The sequence below is a fragment of the Pseudomonas aylmerensis genome, assembly GCF_001702265.1.
Classification (GTDB): domain Bacteria; phylum Pseudomonadota; class Gammaproteobacteria; order Pseudomonadales; family Pseudomonadaceae; genus Aquipseudomonas; species Aquipseudomonas aylmerensis.
On the sequence record NZ_MAUE01000002.1, the window covers coordinates 15,822 to 31,919 of the forward strand.

The following is a 16,098-nucleotide window of genomic DNA, read 5'->3' on the forward strand; positions in this document are numbered from 1 at the left end:
ATGAACGCGCCCTTGCAAGGCCACACGGCCAGCAACCTGCACACCACCGCCCCGCTGCTGGCGGTGGATAAAGTCAGCCTGGAATACCGCACCCCCGAGCGCGTGGTGCGGGCCACGCACCAGGTCAGTTTCGAAATCGATCCGGCCGATCGCTACGTGTTGCTGGGCCCGTCGGGCTGCGGCAAATCCACCTTGCTCAAATCCATCGCCGGGTTTATCAGACCCTGCGAAGGCGAGATCCGTTTGCTGGGGCAAAAGGTCGAACACCCGGGCCCGGACCGCATCGTGGTGTTCCAGGAATTCGACCAACTGCCACCCTGGAAAACCGTCAAGCAGAACGTGATGTTTCCGTTGCTGGCGTCGAAAACCCTCAAGCGTGCTGAGGCCGAAGAGCGCGCGTTGCATTACCTCGACAAGGTCGGCCTCAGCGCCTTTGCCGACGCTTACCCGCACACCCTTTCCGGCGGCATGAAAGCCCGCGTGGCGATCGCCCGCGCCTTGGCGATGCAGCCGAAAATCCTGCTGATGGACGAGCCCTTCGCCGCCCTCGACGCCTTGACCCGGCGCAAGATGCAGGAAGAGCTGCTGCTGCTTTGGGAGGAGGTGCGCTTCACCCTGTTGTTTGTCACTCACTCCATCGAAGAAGCGCTGGTGGTGGGCAATCGCATCCTGTTGCTGTCGCCGCATCCGGGGCGGGTGCGTGCGGAAATCCACAGCCATCAATACGACCTGCACAGCCTCGGCGGCGTGGAGTTCCAGGCGTCGGCGCGACGCATTCATCGCCTGTTGTTCGATGAAGCGCCCGAGGCCGAACGTGAGTTGGGTTTCGCCGATATCCGCATCGCTTACTGAAGGGACAACCCATGCGCCAGGAATACGAAATTACTCTCGAGCCGCTGCTCAGCGTTCCCGTGGAACGCGAGCTGCCCCTGCGCCAACGTCTGTGGCAACAAGGCTGGCTGCGCAAAGGCCTGATCCTGATCGTGCTCGCGATCCTCTGGGAAGCGGTCGCGCGTTATCAGAACAACGACCTGTTGCTGCCCAGTTTCCTGCAGACCGCTTACGCGCTGTATGACGGCTTGCTCAGCGGTGAATTGCTGAGCAAGGTGAGCATTTCGCTGGTGGTGCTGATCAAGGGCTACCTGATTGGTATCGTGCTGGCGTTCGCGCTGACCACCCTGGCGGTGTCGACGCAACTGGGCCGCGACCTGCTGAGCACCCTGACCTCGATGTTCAACCCGTTGCCGGCCATCGCCCTGCTGCCGCTGGCGCTGCTGTGGTTTGGCCTGGGGCAGAACAGCCTGATCTTCGTGCTGGTGCATTCGGTGCTGTGGGCGCTGGCGCTCAACACCTATTCGGGATTTCTCGGCGTGTCCGAAACCCTGCGCATGGCCGGCCGCAACTATGGGCTCAAGGGCATGCGTTTTGTGCTGTTCATCCTGATCCCGGCGGCGCTGCCGTCGATCCTCGCCGGCCTCAAGATCGGCTGGGCCTTTGCCTGGCGTACGCTGATCGCCGCCGAGTTGGTGTTCGGGGCTACCAGCGGCAAGGGCGGCCTGGGTTGGTACATCTTCCAGAACCGCAACGAGCTGTACACCGACAAGGTGTTTGCCGGGCTCGCGGTAGTGATCCTGATCGGCCTGCTCGTGGAAAACCTGGTGTTCGACACCTTCGAGCGTCTGACGGTAAAGCGCTGGGGCATGCAGCGCTGATTCGCCCGTCCTGCTAGGATTGCATTCCGCTCACTCCCCACTGCTTACGAGTGCTTGGCATGCAACTACCGGACATGAACCTGCTGGTCGCCCTCGACGCATTACTCGACGAGGGCAGCGTGGTCGGTGCCGCGCGACGGATGAACCTCAGCCCGGCGGCCATGAGCCGCACCCTTACGCGTATTCGCGAGGCGGTAGGCGACCCGATCCTGGTGCGCGCCGGTCGCGGCCTGGTGCCGACGCCCAAGGCCCTGCAGTTGCAAGGCCAGGTGCGCAACGTGGTGGAGCAGGCTGCATTGCTGTTTCGTTCGGCGGACCAGGTCGACCTGAGCACCTTGCGCCGGCGCTTCAGCGTGCGCGCCAACGACTTTTTTATCGGCGTGTATGGCGGTCGTCTGTTCGACACCATGGAGCGCATGGCGCCGCTGTGCGAGCTGTGCTTCGTGCCCGAGGGTGACACCGACGACGAGGCGCTGCGTGAAGGGCGCCTGGATTTGCGCGTGAGCAACACCATGCCGGTCAGTCCCGAAGTGAAGGTACAGAACCTGTTTTCCACCACTTTCGTCGGCCTGGCGCGGGAAGATCACCCGTTGTTCGACGAAGAGATCACTGCAGCGCGCTTCGCCAGCTATTCCCACATCAGCATCTCGCGGCGTGGCATCGCCCGCGGCCCGATTGACACCGCACTGAACGCCCAAGGCCTGGAGCGCCGCGTGGCGATGATCGCCCCGGGCTTTCACGGCGCGATGTTCATGCTGCCCGATTCCGACCTGCTGCTGCCGGTGCCCAAGGAAGCGCTGCTCAGCGCCAATCGCCTGAAGCTGCCACTGCGCGCGTTTGCCTTGCCGATCTCGCTGCCGACGCTGGTATTGGCCCAATCCTGGCACCCGCGTTTCGACAAAGACCCGGCCCACAAATGGCTGCGCGAAACCATGCGCGAGAGTTGCCACGCCACCTGGCTCGAAGCGCAACCCACCTGACACCCCATAGCCCCTGTAGGAGCCGGCTTGCCGGCGATAGCGCAGGCTCGGCGAATACCTCGACGTGATCCAGGCCTCCATCGCCCCAAGCACGAGTTAATAGTGAGTTAAGGATTGCGTCTGGTGCAGTTATAACCTGCCGACAAGTAACTTTTTGTCATGTGTACGCCTGATTAAACTGCTCGGGTATTTACCATTCCGAGTTGCCTGTTCATGACTTCCCTCGCTGCTCCCGCACTCCAGGCCGCAGCCAAGCCCACCGCTATCACCCCGCCTGTATTCGGCCCGCGCATCATCATCGGCCTGGTCGGCGTATTGCTGGCCGTGCTGGTCTCCGGTCTTAACGAGATGGTCACCAAGGTGGCCCTCGCGGATATTCGCGGCGCGCTCTACATCGGTTTCGACGAAGGCACTTGGCTGGTTGCCGCCTACACCGCCACCTCGGTGTCGGCCATGGCCTTTGCGCCCTGGTGTTCGGTGACCTTCTCCCTGCGCCGCTTCACCCTGTGCGCCATCGGCCTGTTCACTGTGCTCGGCATCCTGTGCCCGTTTGCGCCGAACTACGAAAGCCTGCTGGTGCTGCGCACCGTGCAAGGCCTGGCCGGCGGGGCGTTGCCGCCGATGCTGATGACCGTGGCGCTGCGTTTCCTGCCCGCCAACGTCAAGCTGTATGGCCTGGCCGGTTATGCGCTCACTGCCACCTTCGGCCCGAGCCTCGGCACGCCGCTGGCGGCGCTGTGGACCGAATATGTCGGCTGGCAGTGGGCGTTCTGGCAGATCGTCGGCCCCTGCCTTGTGGCGATGGCCGCCGTGGCCTACGGCTTGCCGCAGGACCCCGTGCGCCTGGAGCGGTTCAAGCAGTTCAACTGGCGCGGCCTGCTGTTGGGGTTTCCAGCGATTTGCATGCTGGTGATTGGCATCCTGCAGGGCAATCGCCTGGACTGGTTCGAGTCGGGCCTGATCACCTTCCTGCTGAGCGGCGGCACCGTGTTGCTGGTGCTGTTCATGCTCAACGAATGGTCGCACCCGATGCCATTTTTCAAGCTGCAGATGCTCGGCCTGCGCAACCTGTCGTTTGCCTTGATCGTGCTGGCCGGCGTGCTGATGGTGCTGACCTCGGTGATCATCATCCCGTCGAGTTTCCTTGCCCAGGTCCAGGGTTATCGCCCGCTGCAAACCGCGCCGGTGATGTTGTTGATGGCGCTGCCGCAATTGATCGCGCTGCCGCTGGTAGCCGCCTTGTGCAACCTGCGCTGGATCGATTGCCGCTGGGTACTGGGCACCGGGCTGGGCATGCTGGTGCTGTGCTGCGTCGGCAGTGCGCACCTCACGTCGGAATGGATTCGCGACGATTTCTACGGCTTGTACCTGCTGCAGATTTTCGGGCAACCCATGGCCGTGCTGCCGCTGCTGATGCTCTCCACCGGCAGTATCCAGCCGGCGGACGGGCCGTTCGCCTCGGCCTGGTTCAACACCGTCAAAGGCCTGGCCGCCGTGATCGCCACCGGTGTGCTGGATGCGCTGACGACCCAGCGCCTGCATTTTCACTCGACCATGCTGGTCGACGGCCTGGGCAACTCGCCGCTGGCCGAGGGTGATGCGCCGGGCGTTGCCCACCGCCTGCACGAGCAGGCCGTGGTGCTCACTTCTTCGGATCTCTACTACGTCATGGCCGCCGTCGCGGTGGCGTTGATCCTGCTGATTTTCTGGATGCCCACGCGGATTTTCCCGCCTCGCGCACCGACCTAGCCACAAGGAATTTTCATGAAACGCAAAGACAAAATTGCCGTCTCCGTTATCGCCGTGTTCGCCGTCGGCGTGCTGGTGTACCTGGTGGCGCCGGGTGTGTTGGGCAGCAAGCGCCAGACCACTAACGATGCCTTCGTCGCCGCCGACTTCACCCTGGTCGCGCCGCGCGTGGCCGGTTTTATCAAGGAAGTGCTGGTGGAAGACAATCAGCGCGTCAAGGCCGGCCAACTGCTGGCGCTGATCGACGACCGTGATTTTCGCGCCGCCGCCCAAGCGGCCGATGCCGACACCCTGGTCGCCCAGGCCCAGCTGAAAAACGCCAGCGCGACCCTGGAGCGCCAAAGCTCGGTGATCGCCCAGGCCCAGGCCACCGTGGCGGCAGACCGCGCTGAAGTGGCCTTCGCCGAGCACGAACTGAATCGCTACAACCATCTGGCCGGCGTCGGCGCGGGCACCGTGCAAAACGCTCAGCAAGCCAAGACCCGTATCGACCAGGCCACCGCACGCCTGGCCAATGCCACGGCGGTGCTGGCGGCCGAGCGCAAGCAGGTGGAAATCCTCACGGCCCAGCGCGATGCCGCCGAAGGTGGGCTCAAGCGCGCCCAGGCGGCGCTGGAAATGGCCAGTTATCAGCTGTCCTATACGCGCATTGTCGCGCCGGTGGATGGCATGGTCGGCGAGCGTGCGGTGCGGGTCGGCGCCTATGTGACGCCGGGCAGCAAGATCCTCGCGGTGGTGCCGCTGGCCGAGGCCTACGTGGTAGCCAACTTCCAGGAAACCCAGCTCTCGCACATGCACGCCGGCCAGGCCGTGCAGGTGCGCGTCGACAGCCTCGACGGCGAGTTGCTCAACGGCCACCTGGAAAGCCTTGCGCCGGCGACCGGGGTGACCTTCGCTTCGGTCAAGCCGGACAACGCCACCGGCAACTTCACCAAGGTGGTGCAGCGCATTCCGGTGAAGATCGTGCTCGAGCCCAACCAGGCCCACACCGAGCGCCTGCGCGTGGGGATGTCGGTGGAAGCCAGTGTCGACACCCGGCCTGTCGCACAGCAACGTGAGGTGGCCCAGCAATGAGACACCTTGCCTGGCTCACCGTGAGCCTGATCAGCCTGAGCGCGTGCACCGTCGGCCCGGATTTCCAGCGGCCCCAGAGCCCGCAGGTGACGCAATGGGCCGAGCCGCAGGGCCGTCAGGCCGCCAGTCGCGCGGTCAGCGACCCACTGCAGGAGCGCTGGTGGGATGTGTTCCACGACGCGCAACTGTCGGCACTCACACGCCGTGCGCTGACCGATAACCTCGACTTGAAGCTCGCCAGCAGCCGCCTGCAACAAAGCCGCGCGGTGCGCCAGGTGACCACCGCCGAGCGCTATCCCAACGTCAACGCCACCGGCGATTACCTGCGCCAGCGCAACAGCGGCAAAGGCTTGAGCGACCCGTCCGGCGAAAATGGCCGGTCGGCCTTCAACCAGTGGGACATGGGGTTCACCGCGTCGTGGGAGTTGGATTTCTGGGGCCGCGTCAAACGCGAAACCGAAGCCGCCGACGCCACCCTGCAAGTGGCCGAAAACGACCGCCGCGCCGTGCTGTTGTCGGTGCTCGCCGAGACTGCCCAGGACTATATCCAACTGCGCGGCGTGCAGAACACCCGCGCCGTCACCGAGCAAAACCTCGACGTCGCGCGTCACAGCCTCAAGCTGTCGCAACTGCGCCTGGCCGACGGCGTGGCCACCGACCTGGACGTGGCCGAAGCCGCCGCCCAGGTCGCCGCCATCGAAGCGCGCCTGCCGGATCTGCAGCAACGCCAGGACCAATTGATCAACGCCCTGAGCCTGTTGATGGGCGAACCGCCCCAAGCCTTGCACGCGCAACTGTCCAAGGACGCTGGCGTGCCGCAGACCCAGCGCCAGGTCGCCATCGGCCTGCCGTCGGAGCTGGCCGAGCGTCGTCCGGATATCCGCCAGGCCGAGGCGCGCCTGCACGCCGCCACCGCCAGTATTGGCGTAGCCAAGGGCGATTTTTACCCGCGCATTACTTTGTCCGGCAGCCTCGGCTCGCAGGCCATGCAGCTGTCGGATTTTGGCTCGTGGGGTTCGCGCGCATTTGCCTTCGGCCCGCAATTGAGCCTGCCGTTGTTCAACGGCGGGCGCCTGCAAGGCATGCTGGACCTGCGCGAAGCCCAGCAGCAGGAAGCGGCCCTCGCGTACCAGCAGACGGTGCTGCGCGCGTGGCATGAAATCGACGACCAACTGACCCGCTACAACGCCAGCCAACTGCGCCGCGACAGCCTTGCCGAAGCGGTGCGCCAGAACCAGATCGCCCTGAGCACGGCACAACAGCAGTACGTCGAAGGCGTGGTGGATTTCGTCAACGTACTCACCGTACAGAGCGCGTTGCTGGCGACTCAGGAGCAGTGGGTGGAGAGTTCTACCGGGGTGTCGCTGGCCATGGTCGGCTTGTACAAAGCGTTGGGCGGCGGCTGGGAATCGGTGTATCCGCTGCAAACTGCCGGGCGCTGAACCGCAAAGAGTTTTTGCCAGCCGCGAAACAAGGTGTAATGATAATTGCTCTCAATCGTGTATCTGAGCTTTTCATGGACACCGCGACCAACGGCCAGCAACAGCTTCACCTCCTGTACCGCGATCATCACGGCTGGCTGCAAGGCTGGCTGCGCAAGCGCCTGGGCGATCGTGAACATGCCGCTGACGTGGCGCAGGACACCTTCCTGCGCCTGCTGGTCTCCGGGCGCTTCCCCGGTGACAAGGAAAGCCGCAGCTACCTGGCACAGATCGCGCGCAACCTGGTGATCGACCAATGGCGTCGCCTGCGCATCGAGCGCGCCTACCTGGAAAGCATTGCGCACTTGCCTGAGCCTGAGTCGCCGTCGCTGGAAACCCGCGCGCTGATCCTCGAAACGCTGATGCAGATCGACGCCATGCTCGACCGCATGCCCGATAATGTGCGCCGTGCATTCCTGCTGTCACAGTTCGAAGGCTTGAGCTATGCGCAGATCGCCGAGCGCCTGGGCGTGACCGTCAGCTCGGTGCAGAAGTACATGACCCGCGCCATCGTCGCCTGCTACCAGGTGGCGTACGCAGAATGAGGCATGACGCGCCCATCGCCCCGGCCATTGTCGAGCAGGCCAGCGAATGGCTGATGCTGCAGTGGGGCGGTGAGCTGCAGGGCCAGCAGCACGAAGCGTTTGCCCAGTGGCAGGCCGCCGATCCGGAGCATCGCCGCGCCTGGCAACGCTTGCAGCACCTGCAGCAAACCCTCGGCGGCGTGCCGGTCGACAGCGCCCGCGCGGTGCTGCGCGACACCCCGGACACCCAGCGCCGTGCCGCGCTCAAGCTGCTCGGCCTGCTGCTGGTGGCCGGCGGCAGCGGCTATCTGGTGCAACGCAGCGAACCCTGGCAGGCCACCTTTGCCGACTACCGCACCCCCACCGGCGAGATTCGCCACGTTACCCTCAGCGACGGCACGCGCCTGGACCTGAACAGCGACAGCGCGGTGGACCTGCGTTTCAGCGCCAGCGAGCGGCGCATTCGCTTGATCCGTGGCGAGGTCCTGCTGACCAGCGGCCACGACCCGGTGCGCCCGCTGATCGTCGAAACGCCTGCCGGTGATGTGCAGGCGCTGGGCACTCGTTTCGCCGTGCGTGAACTGCCCGAGGGGAGCCGCGTCGACCTGTACGAAGGCCGCGTGCGCGTGACCCCGCGACATGGCCCGGCGGTGCAGATGAATGCCGGCGACAGCCTGTGGTTCGATGCGCGGCACAGTTCAGCGCTGCCGCCAGTGAGCGCCGCAGCCAGCAGTTGGACCGAGCATCGGCTGATCGCCGAGCGCCAGCCGTTGGGCGAGTTCGTCGCGCAACTGAGCCGTTACCGCCCCGGCCTGTTGCGTTGTGACCAGGCGGTGTCGGGCCTGCTGCTCACTGGTGTTTTCCCCCTGAACGATACCGACGCAATCCTCGCGGCCCTGGAGCGTTCGCTGCCGGTGCAGGTACAGTCGGTGACGCGCTACTGGGTGACCATCAAGGCGCGGGCCTGAATATTTTTTCTTCAGGTCTTGTCGGTTTGCGCGATCCGTTCGGGATACCTCTTGAAAGCCAATCAAGAAGCGTTCTCACGGGGAGTCCTGCAATGCCGCACCACCCAATCCAACCCTTGGCCCGCGCCCTGCGCCGTGGCTTGTTTGTCAGCCTGCTGGCGACGGTGCCGATGCTGCCGATCCAGGTTCACGCCGAAGACACCACTGAGACAATGCGCGCCTACAACATCCCGGCGGGCAGTCTCGATCAGGCCTTGAACCATTTCGCGAGTGCCTCGGGCATTTTGTTATCGGTCGACGCCACATTGACCGAGGGCAAACGCAGTGGCGGCCTGCAGGGGCGTTACGGCGTCGGGTCGGGCCTGGAGCGGTTGCTCGCGGGCAGCGGCCTGGTGGCGGTGCAGGCCCAGGGCGGGTGGTCGTTGCAGGCGATTTCCGGTGGCGGGCCGTTGCAGCTCGGTGCCACCCAGATCAGCGGCCAGCAGGCCCAGGAAAGCGCCTGGGGACCGGTGGACGGTATCGTCGCCACGCGCAGCGCGTCCGGCAGCAAGACTGATTCGGCACTGGTGGAAATTCCCCAGACCATCAACGTGATCACCGCCGCCGAGATCAAGGCGCGCGGTGCCCAGAGTGTCACCCAGGCGTTGCTCTACACCCCAGGCATGACCGCCGGCGGCTTTGCTGACCGGGTCAAGTTGTTCGACGAGCCGACCTCGCGCGGCTTCACGCCAACGCCCTTGTACCTCGACGGTTTGCACCTGCCCTACGGCGGCGGCAGCACGGGTGGCGCGTTGCAGATCGAGCCCTACTCCCTGGAGCGCATCGAAGTGCTCAAGGGCCCGGCCTCGGTGCTGTATGGGCAGAACCAGCCTGGCGGTATCGTTAACATGGTCAGCAAGCGCCCCAGCGAAACCCCGGTGCACCAGGTGGTGCTGCAAGCCGGCACCTATGAGCACAAGAGCGCGGCCATCGACCTCAGCGGCCCGCTGGATGAGCAGGGGCAATTCCTCTACCGCCTCACCGGCCTGGCCAACGACGGGCAGGACGAGATCAATTACGTCGAAAACAAGCGCCAGTTCATCGCGCCCAGCCTCACCTGGCAGCCCAGCGACGACACCCGCGTGACGCTGTTCGCCCAGTATCAGAAAGACAAAGGCGTGCCCGAAGCCCAAGGCCTGCCGGCGTCCGGCACCTTGTGGGCGAACCCCAATGGCAAGATCAAGCGCGACCTGTTCCTCGGCGAGCCGGGCGTCAACCAGTACAACCGCGAGCAGTACGCGCTGGGCTACGAGATTTCCCATCGCCTCAACGAGACCTGGACCCTCAAGCAAAACGCGCGCTACGCCGAGGTGGATGACCGCTACACCGCGCCGTTGCACGGCTACCGTTTCGTCGCCAATCCGGCCACCGGCGTGCAGGACCAACGCTACCTGCAACGCTTCGGCGTGGACTGGGCGCAGAACAATAAAGTGTTTGGCGTGGACAGCATTGCCCAGGCCGAATTCGACACGGGCGCGTTGGCCCACACCCTGATCATCGGCCTGGATTACTACCACTCCGGCTCCCTGTTCCATGGCCGGTATGACCGCAATCCGCCGGTGATCGACCTGTTCAAGCCGGTCTACGGCCAACGCCTGGATTTCGGCCAGCCGTATCGTTGGGACCGCACCCTGAGCCAGACCGGGCTGTACGTGCAGGACCAGATCAAACTGGATAAGTGGGCCGTGGTGCTCGGTGGTCGCTATGACTGGGCCAGCGTGGTGAACAAGGAACCGCTGCAAGGCACACGTTTTGCCAGCAAGGACGAAGCCTTCACCGGCCGCGCGGGCCTGGTGTATTTGTTCGATAACGGCTTGGCGCCTTTTGTCAGCTACTCGGAGTCGTTCCTGCCGCTGACCGGTACCGACGCCCAGCGCAAACCGTTCGACCCCTCCACCGGCAAGCAATATGAAGTCGGCATGAAGTACCAGCCGCCGGGCCAGAAGAGTTTTGTGCAGGTGTCGGTGTATCAGCTGGACCAGGAAAACGTGATCACCACCAACCCCACCGAGACCTTCAGCACCCAGAGCGGCGCCATGCGCTCGCGCGGTGTGGAGCTGGAAGCCAAGGCGGCCCTCAGCGATGCCTGGGAGGTCATCGCCTCGGCCTCGCGCAACGACATCAAGTACACCAAGGATGAAGAAGGCCGTGAAGGCCGCCATCCTGCCGGGATCTCGCCGCTCACTGCCTCGATGTGGGTCAACTACACCGTGCTGGGCGATACGCCGCTGGCCGGCGTCGGCGCCGGACTGGGCGTTCGCTATGCGCGCCAAAGCCTGGGCGACTACTTCGAGGGCGCGTTCAGCGTGCCGTCGTACAGCGTCTACGACGCGAGCCTGAGTTACGACCTGGGCGCCTCACCGATCAAGCTCAAGGGCGTGAAACTGGCGATGAACGTGCAGAACCTCACCAACAAGACGTATGTGTCGCAGTGCACCAGCGACCTGGATTGCTACTACGGAGCAGGGCGCACGGTGGTCTCAAGCCTGACGTATGACTGGTGACCCCCTGAACCTTTAGGAGCCCGGCTTGCCGGCGATAAGGTCTGAAAGCACCTCAGCTCTTCAGGCCGTCATCGCCGGCAAGCCGGGCTCCTACAGTTTTGTGCCTTTCACGGGTTCCGTAGAAACACCACATACCCTCTGAACCACTCACTCCCCTGCAAATACCCAGGCTCATCCCACTCTCCACCCTGGATCAGCCCGATCTTGAACGGCAGCCCCAGCCGATTCATGCGGGGCAGGTATGCCGCGTAGTCCGGGATGCTCTGGCGTCCTTGATAGGTCTGCACCACCACCTCGTCCACCACGCCCTTGAGCTGGGCGATGGCGGCGGGGTCGGCGTTGCTGCTCCAGTCCATCAGGCCGGTGATGCTCAGGCGCAGGTCGGCCGGCAGGCGTTGGCGCAGGTCGCGCAGGAAGTCGGCGTATTCGTGCAGGTATTGGGTGCGGGCGTCGAAGTCGATCTGGATGCCGACCACCGGGTTGCCCGCGTCGCGCCAACGTTGCACCTGGCCCAGCAGTTGGGTGTAGACGCGTTCCGGCCAGTGCAAGGTATGGGCGCGATACACCACCCAGACTTCACCGCGGGTCAGGCGCGGCACGCTGATGCCCTGGGCGATCAGTTGCACGCCGCGCTGCGGGGCGCGGCGTGTAGCGTTGATCTGGCCCTGGAGGATGTACAGGGTCTTGGCCTGCTTGAGCACCGGCTGCGGTGCGACGCCGCTCCACAGCCAGAAGGCGTCATAGTCACCCGCGTCGACGGAGCCGAAGGCCGGGCTTGCCAGCAACAGCAAGCCGAGCCACAGGTGCTTCACCAGTAGTACTGCAGCGACTTGCCCCACTGGGTGTCGGCAAATCCGCTCTTGAGCTGGCGGAACCAGGCCTTGCGCACGGCCGGCTCGACGTCCTGGCCGCCGCAGCTGTTGTAGCCGGCGGGCGCGTAGCAGTTGATGGCGCGGAACAGTGCATAGGCCTTGTCATTCTTCGGCGCCTTGGGATTGCCGATGACGAGCTTGTAACCGTCCAGCCGCGAGAAGGTCTCACCCTTGAAGTCCGATGCAGTGCTGCCCAGGCTACCGGCAGCGCGCGCTTGCTCAAGCGGCATGCCGTCGAGGCCGTTGCGCAGGATGAACTCACCAAAGCAGTTCAGGCCCTGTGGGTTTTTTGCATCGGCTTGAAGCATCCCGGCGGTGTGCAAAATGCTCGGGCAGGCATAGCCGGATTCGGCTTTGTCGCCGTTCCATTGGAACAGTTTCAAGCTCTGGCTGGCGCTGTAGACGTAGCCCAGGCTGGTGCCCAGTTTGTCTTCCGGCGCCTGGGCGGGCAGTTGCTTGAAGTCCTCGGCGAAGGTCGCGAACTGGCCGTGCAGCAGGTCTTTGTAGAGCAGCACGAATTGCGCGGTCTGGCGCTCCAGCGGGTCGCTGGCCTGGGCAATTTGCTGACGCAGCAACTCAGGCCCGGCGACGTTGCGCAGCAGGATGTAGCGAACCTGCTTGGCGCTGATCGGCGAGTCGGCCGCAAACACCTTGGCCAACTGGCCGCTGCGCTCGTAGTTCATGGCCAGGGCCAGTTCCAGCTGATCGCGTTGCAGTGGTTGCTTGGCCAGCGGCAGCAGTTGCAGCCAGAGCGCCTCGGCGCCTTTCCAGTCTTGCTGGGCTTCCAGCGCCAGGGCGCGCAGGGTCTGCTGGCTGAAGGCAAAGTAATCCAGGTTTGACGGCACGTCCCGGGGCAGGTGCTTCAAGGCATTTTCGGGTTGATGTTCCACGTACAAGGCGTACACCGCCTGCAGGTAGTCGAACAGGGCTGGCTCGTTGGCAAATGTGGCTTTCTGCTTGTCGAGATCTTCGCGGCTCAAGCGCGGCGGGTTTTGGGTGCGCATCAGCATCAGGTCCCTGACCGCCTGCAGCATCGGGTCGCCGAGGCGACTGCTGCCTATCAGCAACTTGAGGTCGGCTTCCTCCACCAGTTCGTCCACCGACACATTGCGCTGGGCGTCGCTGGCGTCGGTGAGTTGCCAGGCAAAGTCGGCGGCGAGCTTGTCGTCATCGTTCGCCAGCCAATGCACCCGGCGCAGCAGGCCATGGGCAGAGGCCACATAAGCGCCCTGTGGATAAGTTTTCAGGTAGCCGAGGAAGCCCGCTTCGGCATCGCCCAGCGCGGACTTATCCACATGGTCGAGCTGCGGCATGTCGTATTGGTCGAACGCCTCGGCCTGCGCCTGATTGAGCGACGCGCGCGCGGTCATGTACAGCGCGGTTTCCTTGAGCCATGGCAGCTCGCTGCTGCTGGCGGCGGCAAAGCCCCGTTCGGCATCGCTGAAGCGTCCGCTGTAGAAGTCGGCGGCGGCCTGCAGGTAAGTGCGCAGCAGTTGTGCATTGGGTGACGAGGTTTGCTGCGCGTCGAGCACCTGGCCCTCCCAGGTGCAGGTGCCGAGCAACTGCAGGCGCGCCTTGATCAGCAGGTCGCGCTCGGCCGGCGGCATGTCGGCCTTGATCACCTGGCTGATAAACGTGGTGGCGCTGTCCTCGTTGTTGCTGCGGCAACGGCTGCCTTCGCCGTTGAGGAAGGCGTCACCGGCGGGCGTGACGTCGCCGCGCGGGATGCCCAGGGGTTGCAGCAACGTCTCGAGTTCGGCTGTACGCGAGTTGCCCGGCGGGTTGTCGGACGCTTCGTTCGCAGCGGGAATCGGTACGAGGCGGTATGCCGGGAACGGCACCGGGCCGAATCCTTGGGACAGGTCGTCCTCGCTCAGGGCATTCGGCGCCAGGGGCGCGGCCTTTTTGTCGGCCAGCAGCAAGCGCAGGTTCACGCGACTGTCGTTGCCGGGGCTGAGAAAGGGCTGGTTGCTGCACGCATCGAGGCTGTCATGCGAGACCCGCCAGTCGGGGTAGCACGAGTCGTCGGAGCTGGCGAGTGCCGGCTGGGAAATACCGGCGAGCAGTGCCAGTGCCAGGGGTGACAGAAAACCGATGCGCATGACGTGTCCTTGATCCTGAGTCCTTGGAGGGCGCCAATAATAGCCTGTTCCTGCGGGTGCTTCGGTGAAGCCCTACACAAATTGCTGATTTGTCCGATTCCAGAAGCGAACCGGGGGCTTTTGTCCTAGAGTGGCGGTGTTTGCACTGAGGCAATCAGGGCAGTGCTAGGGAAATCGAGGTGCGTCGGTCTGTGGTAGAGCAAAACGAAAAGGTCGGGACGTTGCCCGCATTCAATCGACTCACGTGGGAAGGTGCCGGTTGGCTCAGCCGATTGTGGTGGGTGCCGATCCTGGCCCTGGCCATGGGCCTGCGTTTTTATGGCCTGACCTCGGCGGCGATCTGGGGCGATGAAGGTTCCAGCCTGCTGCTCAGCGAGTACGCGGCGGCCGACCTGTGGTTTCACGCGGCCCATGATGTGCATCCGCCGCTGTACTTTTTCCTGCTGCGCGGCTGGATCGAACTGTTCGGTGACAGCATCCTGTCGATTCGCGGCATGAGTGCGATCCCCGGCGTGATCGCCGTGGGCCTGGGGATCTGGCTGACGCGGCAACTGTCCACCCGGCGTGCCGCGGTGCTGGCGGGGATCCTGCTGGCGCTGCTGCCCACGGCAGTGCGCTACAGCCAGGAAGTGCGCATGTATTCGTTGCTGGGTGTGTGGCTGCTGGCTGCCACGCTGGCGCTGGTGTACTGGGTGCGCCAACCCGAGCGTACGCGTTACCTGGCGGTGTATGTGCTGTTGATGACTGCCGGTTTCTACACCCATTACTTCACCGCACTGTGCGTGCTGGTGCATTGGGCCTACCTCGGTGTGCTGTGGCGCACGCAACCGCGCGGCCAGCGCCTGCTCGCGCGCCCGGCCTGGTGGGTGACCAACGCCGTGATTGTGTTGCTGTACCTGCCGTGGTTGCCGAACCTGTGGGATTTGGTCCAGCACGTCGACCAGCTCAAAGTCGGCGGTGATATTGGCTGGGAAGACCCGGTCAACCTGTTCTCCCTGCCGTCGATGATCTGGCAGTTCGTGCTGCAGGATGAAGGCGGCGGTTTCTGGCCCCTGCTGTTCTGGCTGTACCCGCTGCTGCTGGTTGCCGTGGTGGTGATCACCGCCGTGCATGACCGTGAACGCTACCGCCCGGCCTGCCTGCTGGCGCTGTTTCTGCTGCTGCCGCTGTTGCTGGTGTATGGGGTGTCGTTCATCTCCCCGGTGTTTATCGAGCGCTATCTCACCGCCTATGCCCTGGCCTTGCCGATGCTCGTGGCGCTGGCCATCGACCGCCTGCCCGCGCGTTTTTCACTGCTGGGGGCGGCACTGTTCGTGCTGTTTGTCGGCGTGGAGTTGGTGGGCCTCAAAAACAACTTCACGGTGGATGAGCACGACCAATTCAACGTGCCGGTGGAGTTCGTCAACCGCAACTACCAGGAAGGTGACCGCATCGTCCTCAGCGACATGATGTGGTACCTCAGCTACGTGTATTACGACCAGACCGATGCGCAATTGCAGCTCTACACCCCGCCCAAGCCCGACGGTACGCCCACCCGGCCGAACGCCTACGGCTTCGGCACCCTGGTGGACCAGGACGGCGGGCGCATCTACCTCGACCGTCTATCGGCGCTGCCTGTCGAAAGCCGTCGCGTGTGGCTGATCAGCAGCAACGAGGCGCCGGATGACTTCGCCCCGCTGCCCGAGGGTTGGCGCGAGCTGAGTCGTCAGGACGGCGGCGGCGCGAGGGCGCGTCTGTTTGTGTTGTGCAACGTGCCGTCGGCGCAACCCGAGGGCTGCCGCTAGACTCGGTTAAACCACTTCCAGCAGGAGCCCATCATGGAATCGCCCGTGCACAGCTTGCCGTCACTGTTCAAACAACTGGGGTTGCCGGATGACCCGGTGAGTATCGAGCAGTTTGTGGCGGTGCATTCGCCGCTCAAGCCGGATTTGAGCCTGGCGGAGGCGTTTTTCTGGTCAGAGAGTCAGCGCGCGTTTCTGCGCGAGGAGATTCTGGAGGATGCGGATTGGGCTGAAGTGGTGGATGAGTTGAACCTGATGTTGCGCGGTGGGCGAGGGGGCTAGGCGGCCTGTGCCTCACTCGCTTTGAATCCA

13 protein-coding genes are annotated in these 16,098 nt (G+C 64.3%); 11 read left to right on the forward strand and 2 right to left on the reverse strand.

Annotated elements, in window-relative coordinates:
• The 9 genes from BBG20_RS00895 (at nucleotide 1) to BBG20_RS00935 (ending at nucleotide 11,031) form a co-directional block, all read left to right on the forward strand.
• Nucleotides 1-852, forward strand: a complete 852-nt coding sequence (locus BBG20_RS00895) for an ABC transporter ATP-binding protein (RefSeq protein ID WP_065899501.1) — start codon at nucleotides 1-3, stop codon at nucleotides 850-852.
• 11 nt (nucleotides 853-863) lie between these two features.
• Nucleotides 864-1,712 carry an ABC transporter permease gene (locus tag BBG20_RS00900; protein WP_065899502.1) on the forward strand — a complete coding sequence of 283 codons (849 nt, stop codon included), beginning with the start codon at nucleotides 864-866 and terminating at the stop codon, nucleotides 1,710-1,712.
• Nucleotides 1,713-1,771: 59 nt separating this feature from the next.
• Nucleotides 1,772-2,692 (forward strand): LysR family transcriptional regulator, encoded by a 921-nt coding sequence (locus tag BBG20_RS00905; protein ID WP_065899503.1) that lies wholly within the window; start codon nucleotides 1,772-1,774, stop codon nucleotides 2,690-2,692.
• Between the two features lie 213 nt (nucleotides 2,693-2,905).
• Nucleotides 2,906-4,441 carry an MFS transporter gene (locus BBG20_RS00910; protein WP_065899504.1) on the forward strand — a complete coding sequence of 512 codons (1,536 nt, stop codon included), beginning with the start codon at nucleotides 2,906-2,908 and terminating at the stop codon, nucleotides 4,439-4,441.
• A 15-nt stretch (nucleotides 4,442-4,456) separates the two neighbouring features.
• Complete coding sequence (locus BBG20_RS00915; protein WP_065899505.1) at nucleotides 4,457-5,515, forward strand: HlyD family secretion protein; 1,059 nt, start codon at nucleotides 4,457-4,459, stop codon at nucleotides 5,513-5,515.
• A complete protein-coding gene (locus BBG20_RS00920; protein WP_065899506.1) occupies nucleotides 5,512-6,957 on the forward strand; it encodes an efflux transporter outer membrane subunit in 1,446 nt (481 codons plus the stop codon). Before BBG20_RS00915 ends, BBG20_RS00920 begins: the two co-directional genes overlap by 4 nt.
• 74 nt (nucleotides 6,958-7,031) lie before the next feature.
• Nucleotides 7,032-7,541: a sigma-70 family RNA polymerase sigma factor gene (locus BBG20_RS00925; protein WP_065899507.1), complete on the forward strand. Its 510-nt coding sequence runs from the start codon at nucleotides 7,032-7,034 to the stop codon at nucleotides 7,539-7,541.
• Complete coding sequence (locus tag BBG20_RS00930) at nucleotides 7,538-8,488, forward strand: FecR domain-containing protein (RefSeq protein WP_065899508.1); 951 nt, start codon at nucleotides 7,538-7,540, stop codon at nucleotides 8,486-8,488. The genes BBG20_RS00925 and BBG20_RS00930 overlap by 4 nt, the downstream gene beginning before the upstream one ends.
• Nucleotides 8,489-8,580: 92 nt before the next feature.
• Nucleotides 8,581-11,031, forward strand: coding sequence for a TonB-dependent siderophore receptor (locus BBG20_RS00935; protein WP_065899509.1), 2,451 nt, complete (start codon nucleotides 8,581-8,583; stop codon nucleotides 11,029-11,031).
• Nucleotides 11,032-11,138: 107 nt separating this feature from the next.
• Here the strand turns inward: BBG20_RS00935 and BBG20_RS00940 are convergent, their stop codons facing one another.
• A complete protein-coding gene (locus BBG20_RS00940) occupies nucleotides 11,139-11,843 on the reverse strand; it encodes a DUF3142 domain-containing protein (protein WP_065899510.1) in 705 nt (234 codons plus the stop codon).
• Nucleotides 11,840-14,005, reverse strand: a complete 2,166-nt coding sequence (locus tag BBG20_RS00945; protein WP_065899511.1) for an outer membrane assembly lipoprotein YfiO — start codon at nucleotides 14,003-14,005, stop codon at nucleotides 11,840-11,842. The genes BBG20_RS00940 and BBG20_RS00945 overlap by 4 nt, the downstream gene beginning before the upstream one ends.
• Nucleotides 14,006-14,184: 179 nt before the next feature.
• On the opposite strand from BBG20_RS00945, the gene BBG20_RS00950 reads away from it, so the two are divergent.
• Complete coding sequence (locus tag BBG20_RS00950) at nucleotides 14,185-15,789, forward strand: glycosyltransferase family 39 protein (protein ID WP_065899512.1); 1,605 nt, start codon at nucleotides 14,185-14,187, stop codon at nucleotides 15,787-15,789.
• Between the two features lie 33 nt (nucleotides 15,790-15,822).
• Complete coding sequence (locus BBG20_RS00955; RefSeq protein WP_065899513.1) at nucleotides 15,823-16,068, forward strand: DUF2789 domain-containing protein; 246 nt, start codon at nucleotides 15,823-15,825, stop codon at nucleotides 16,066-16,068.
• Nucleotides 16,069-16,098 lie beyond the last annotated feature (30 nt).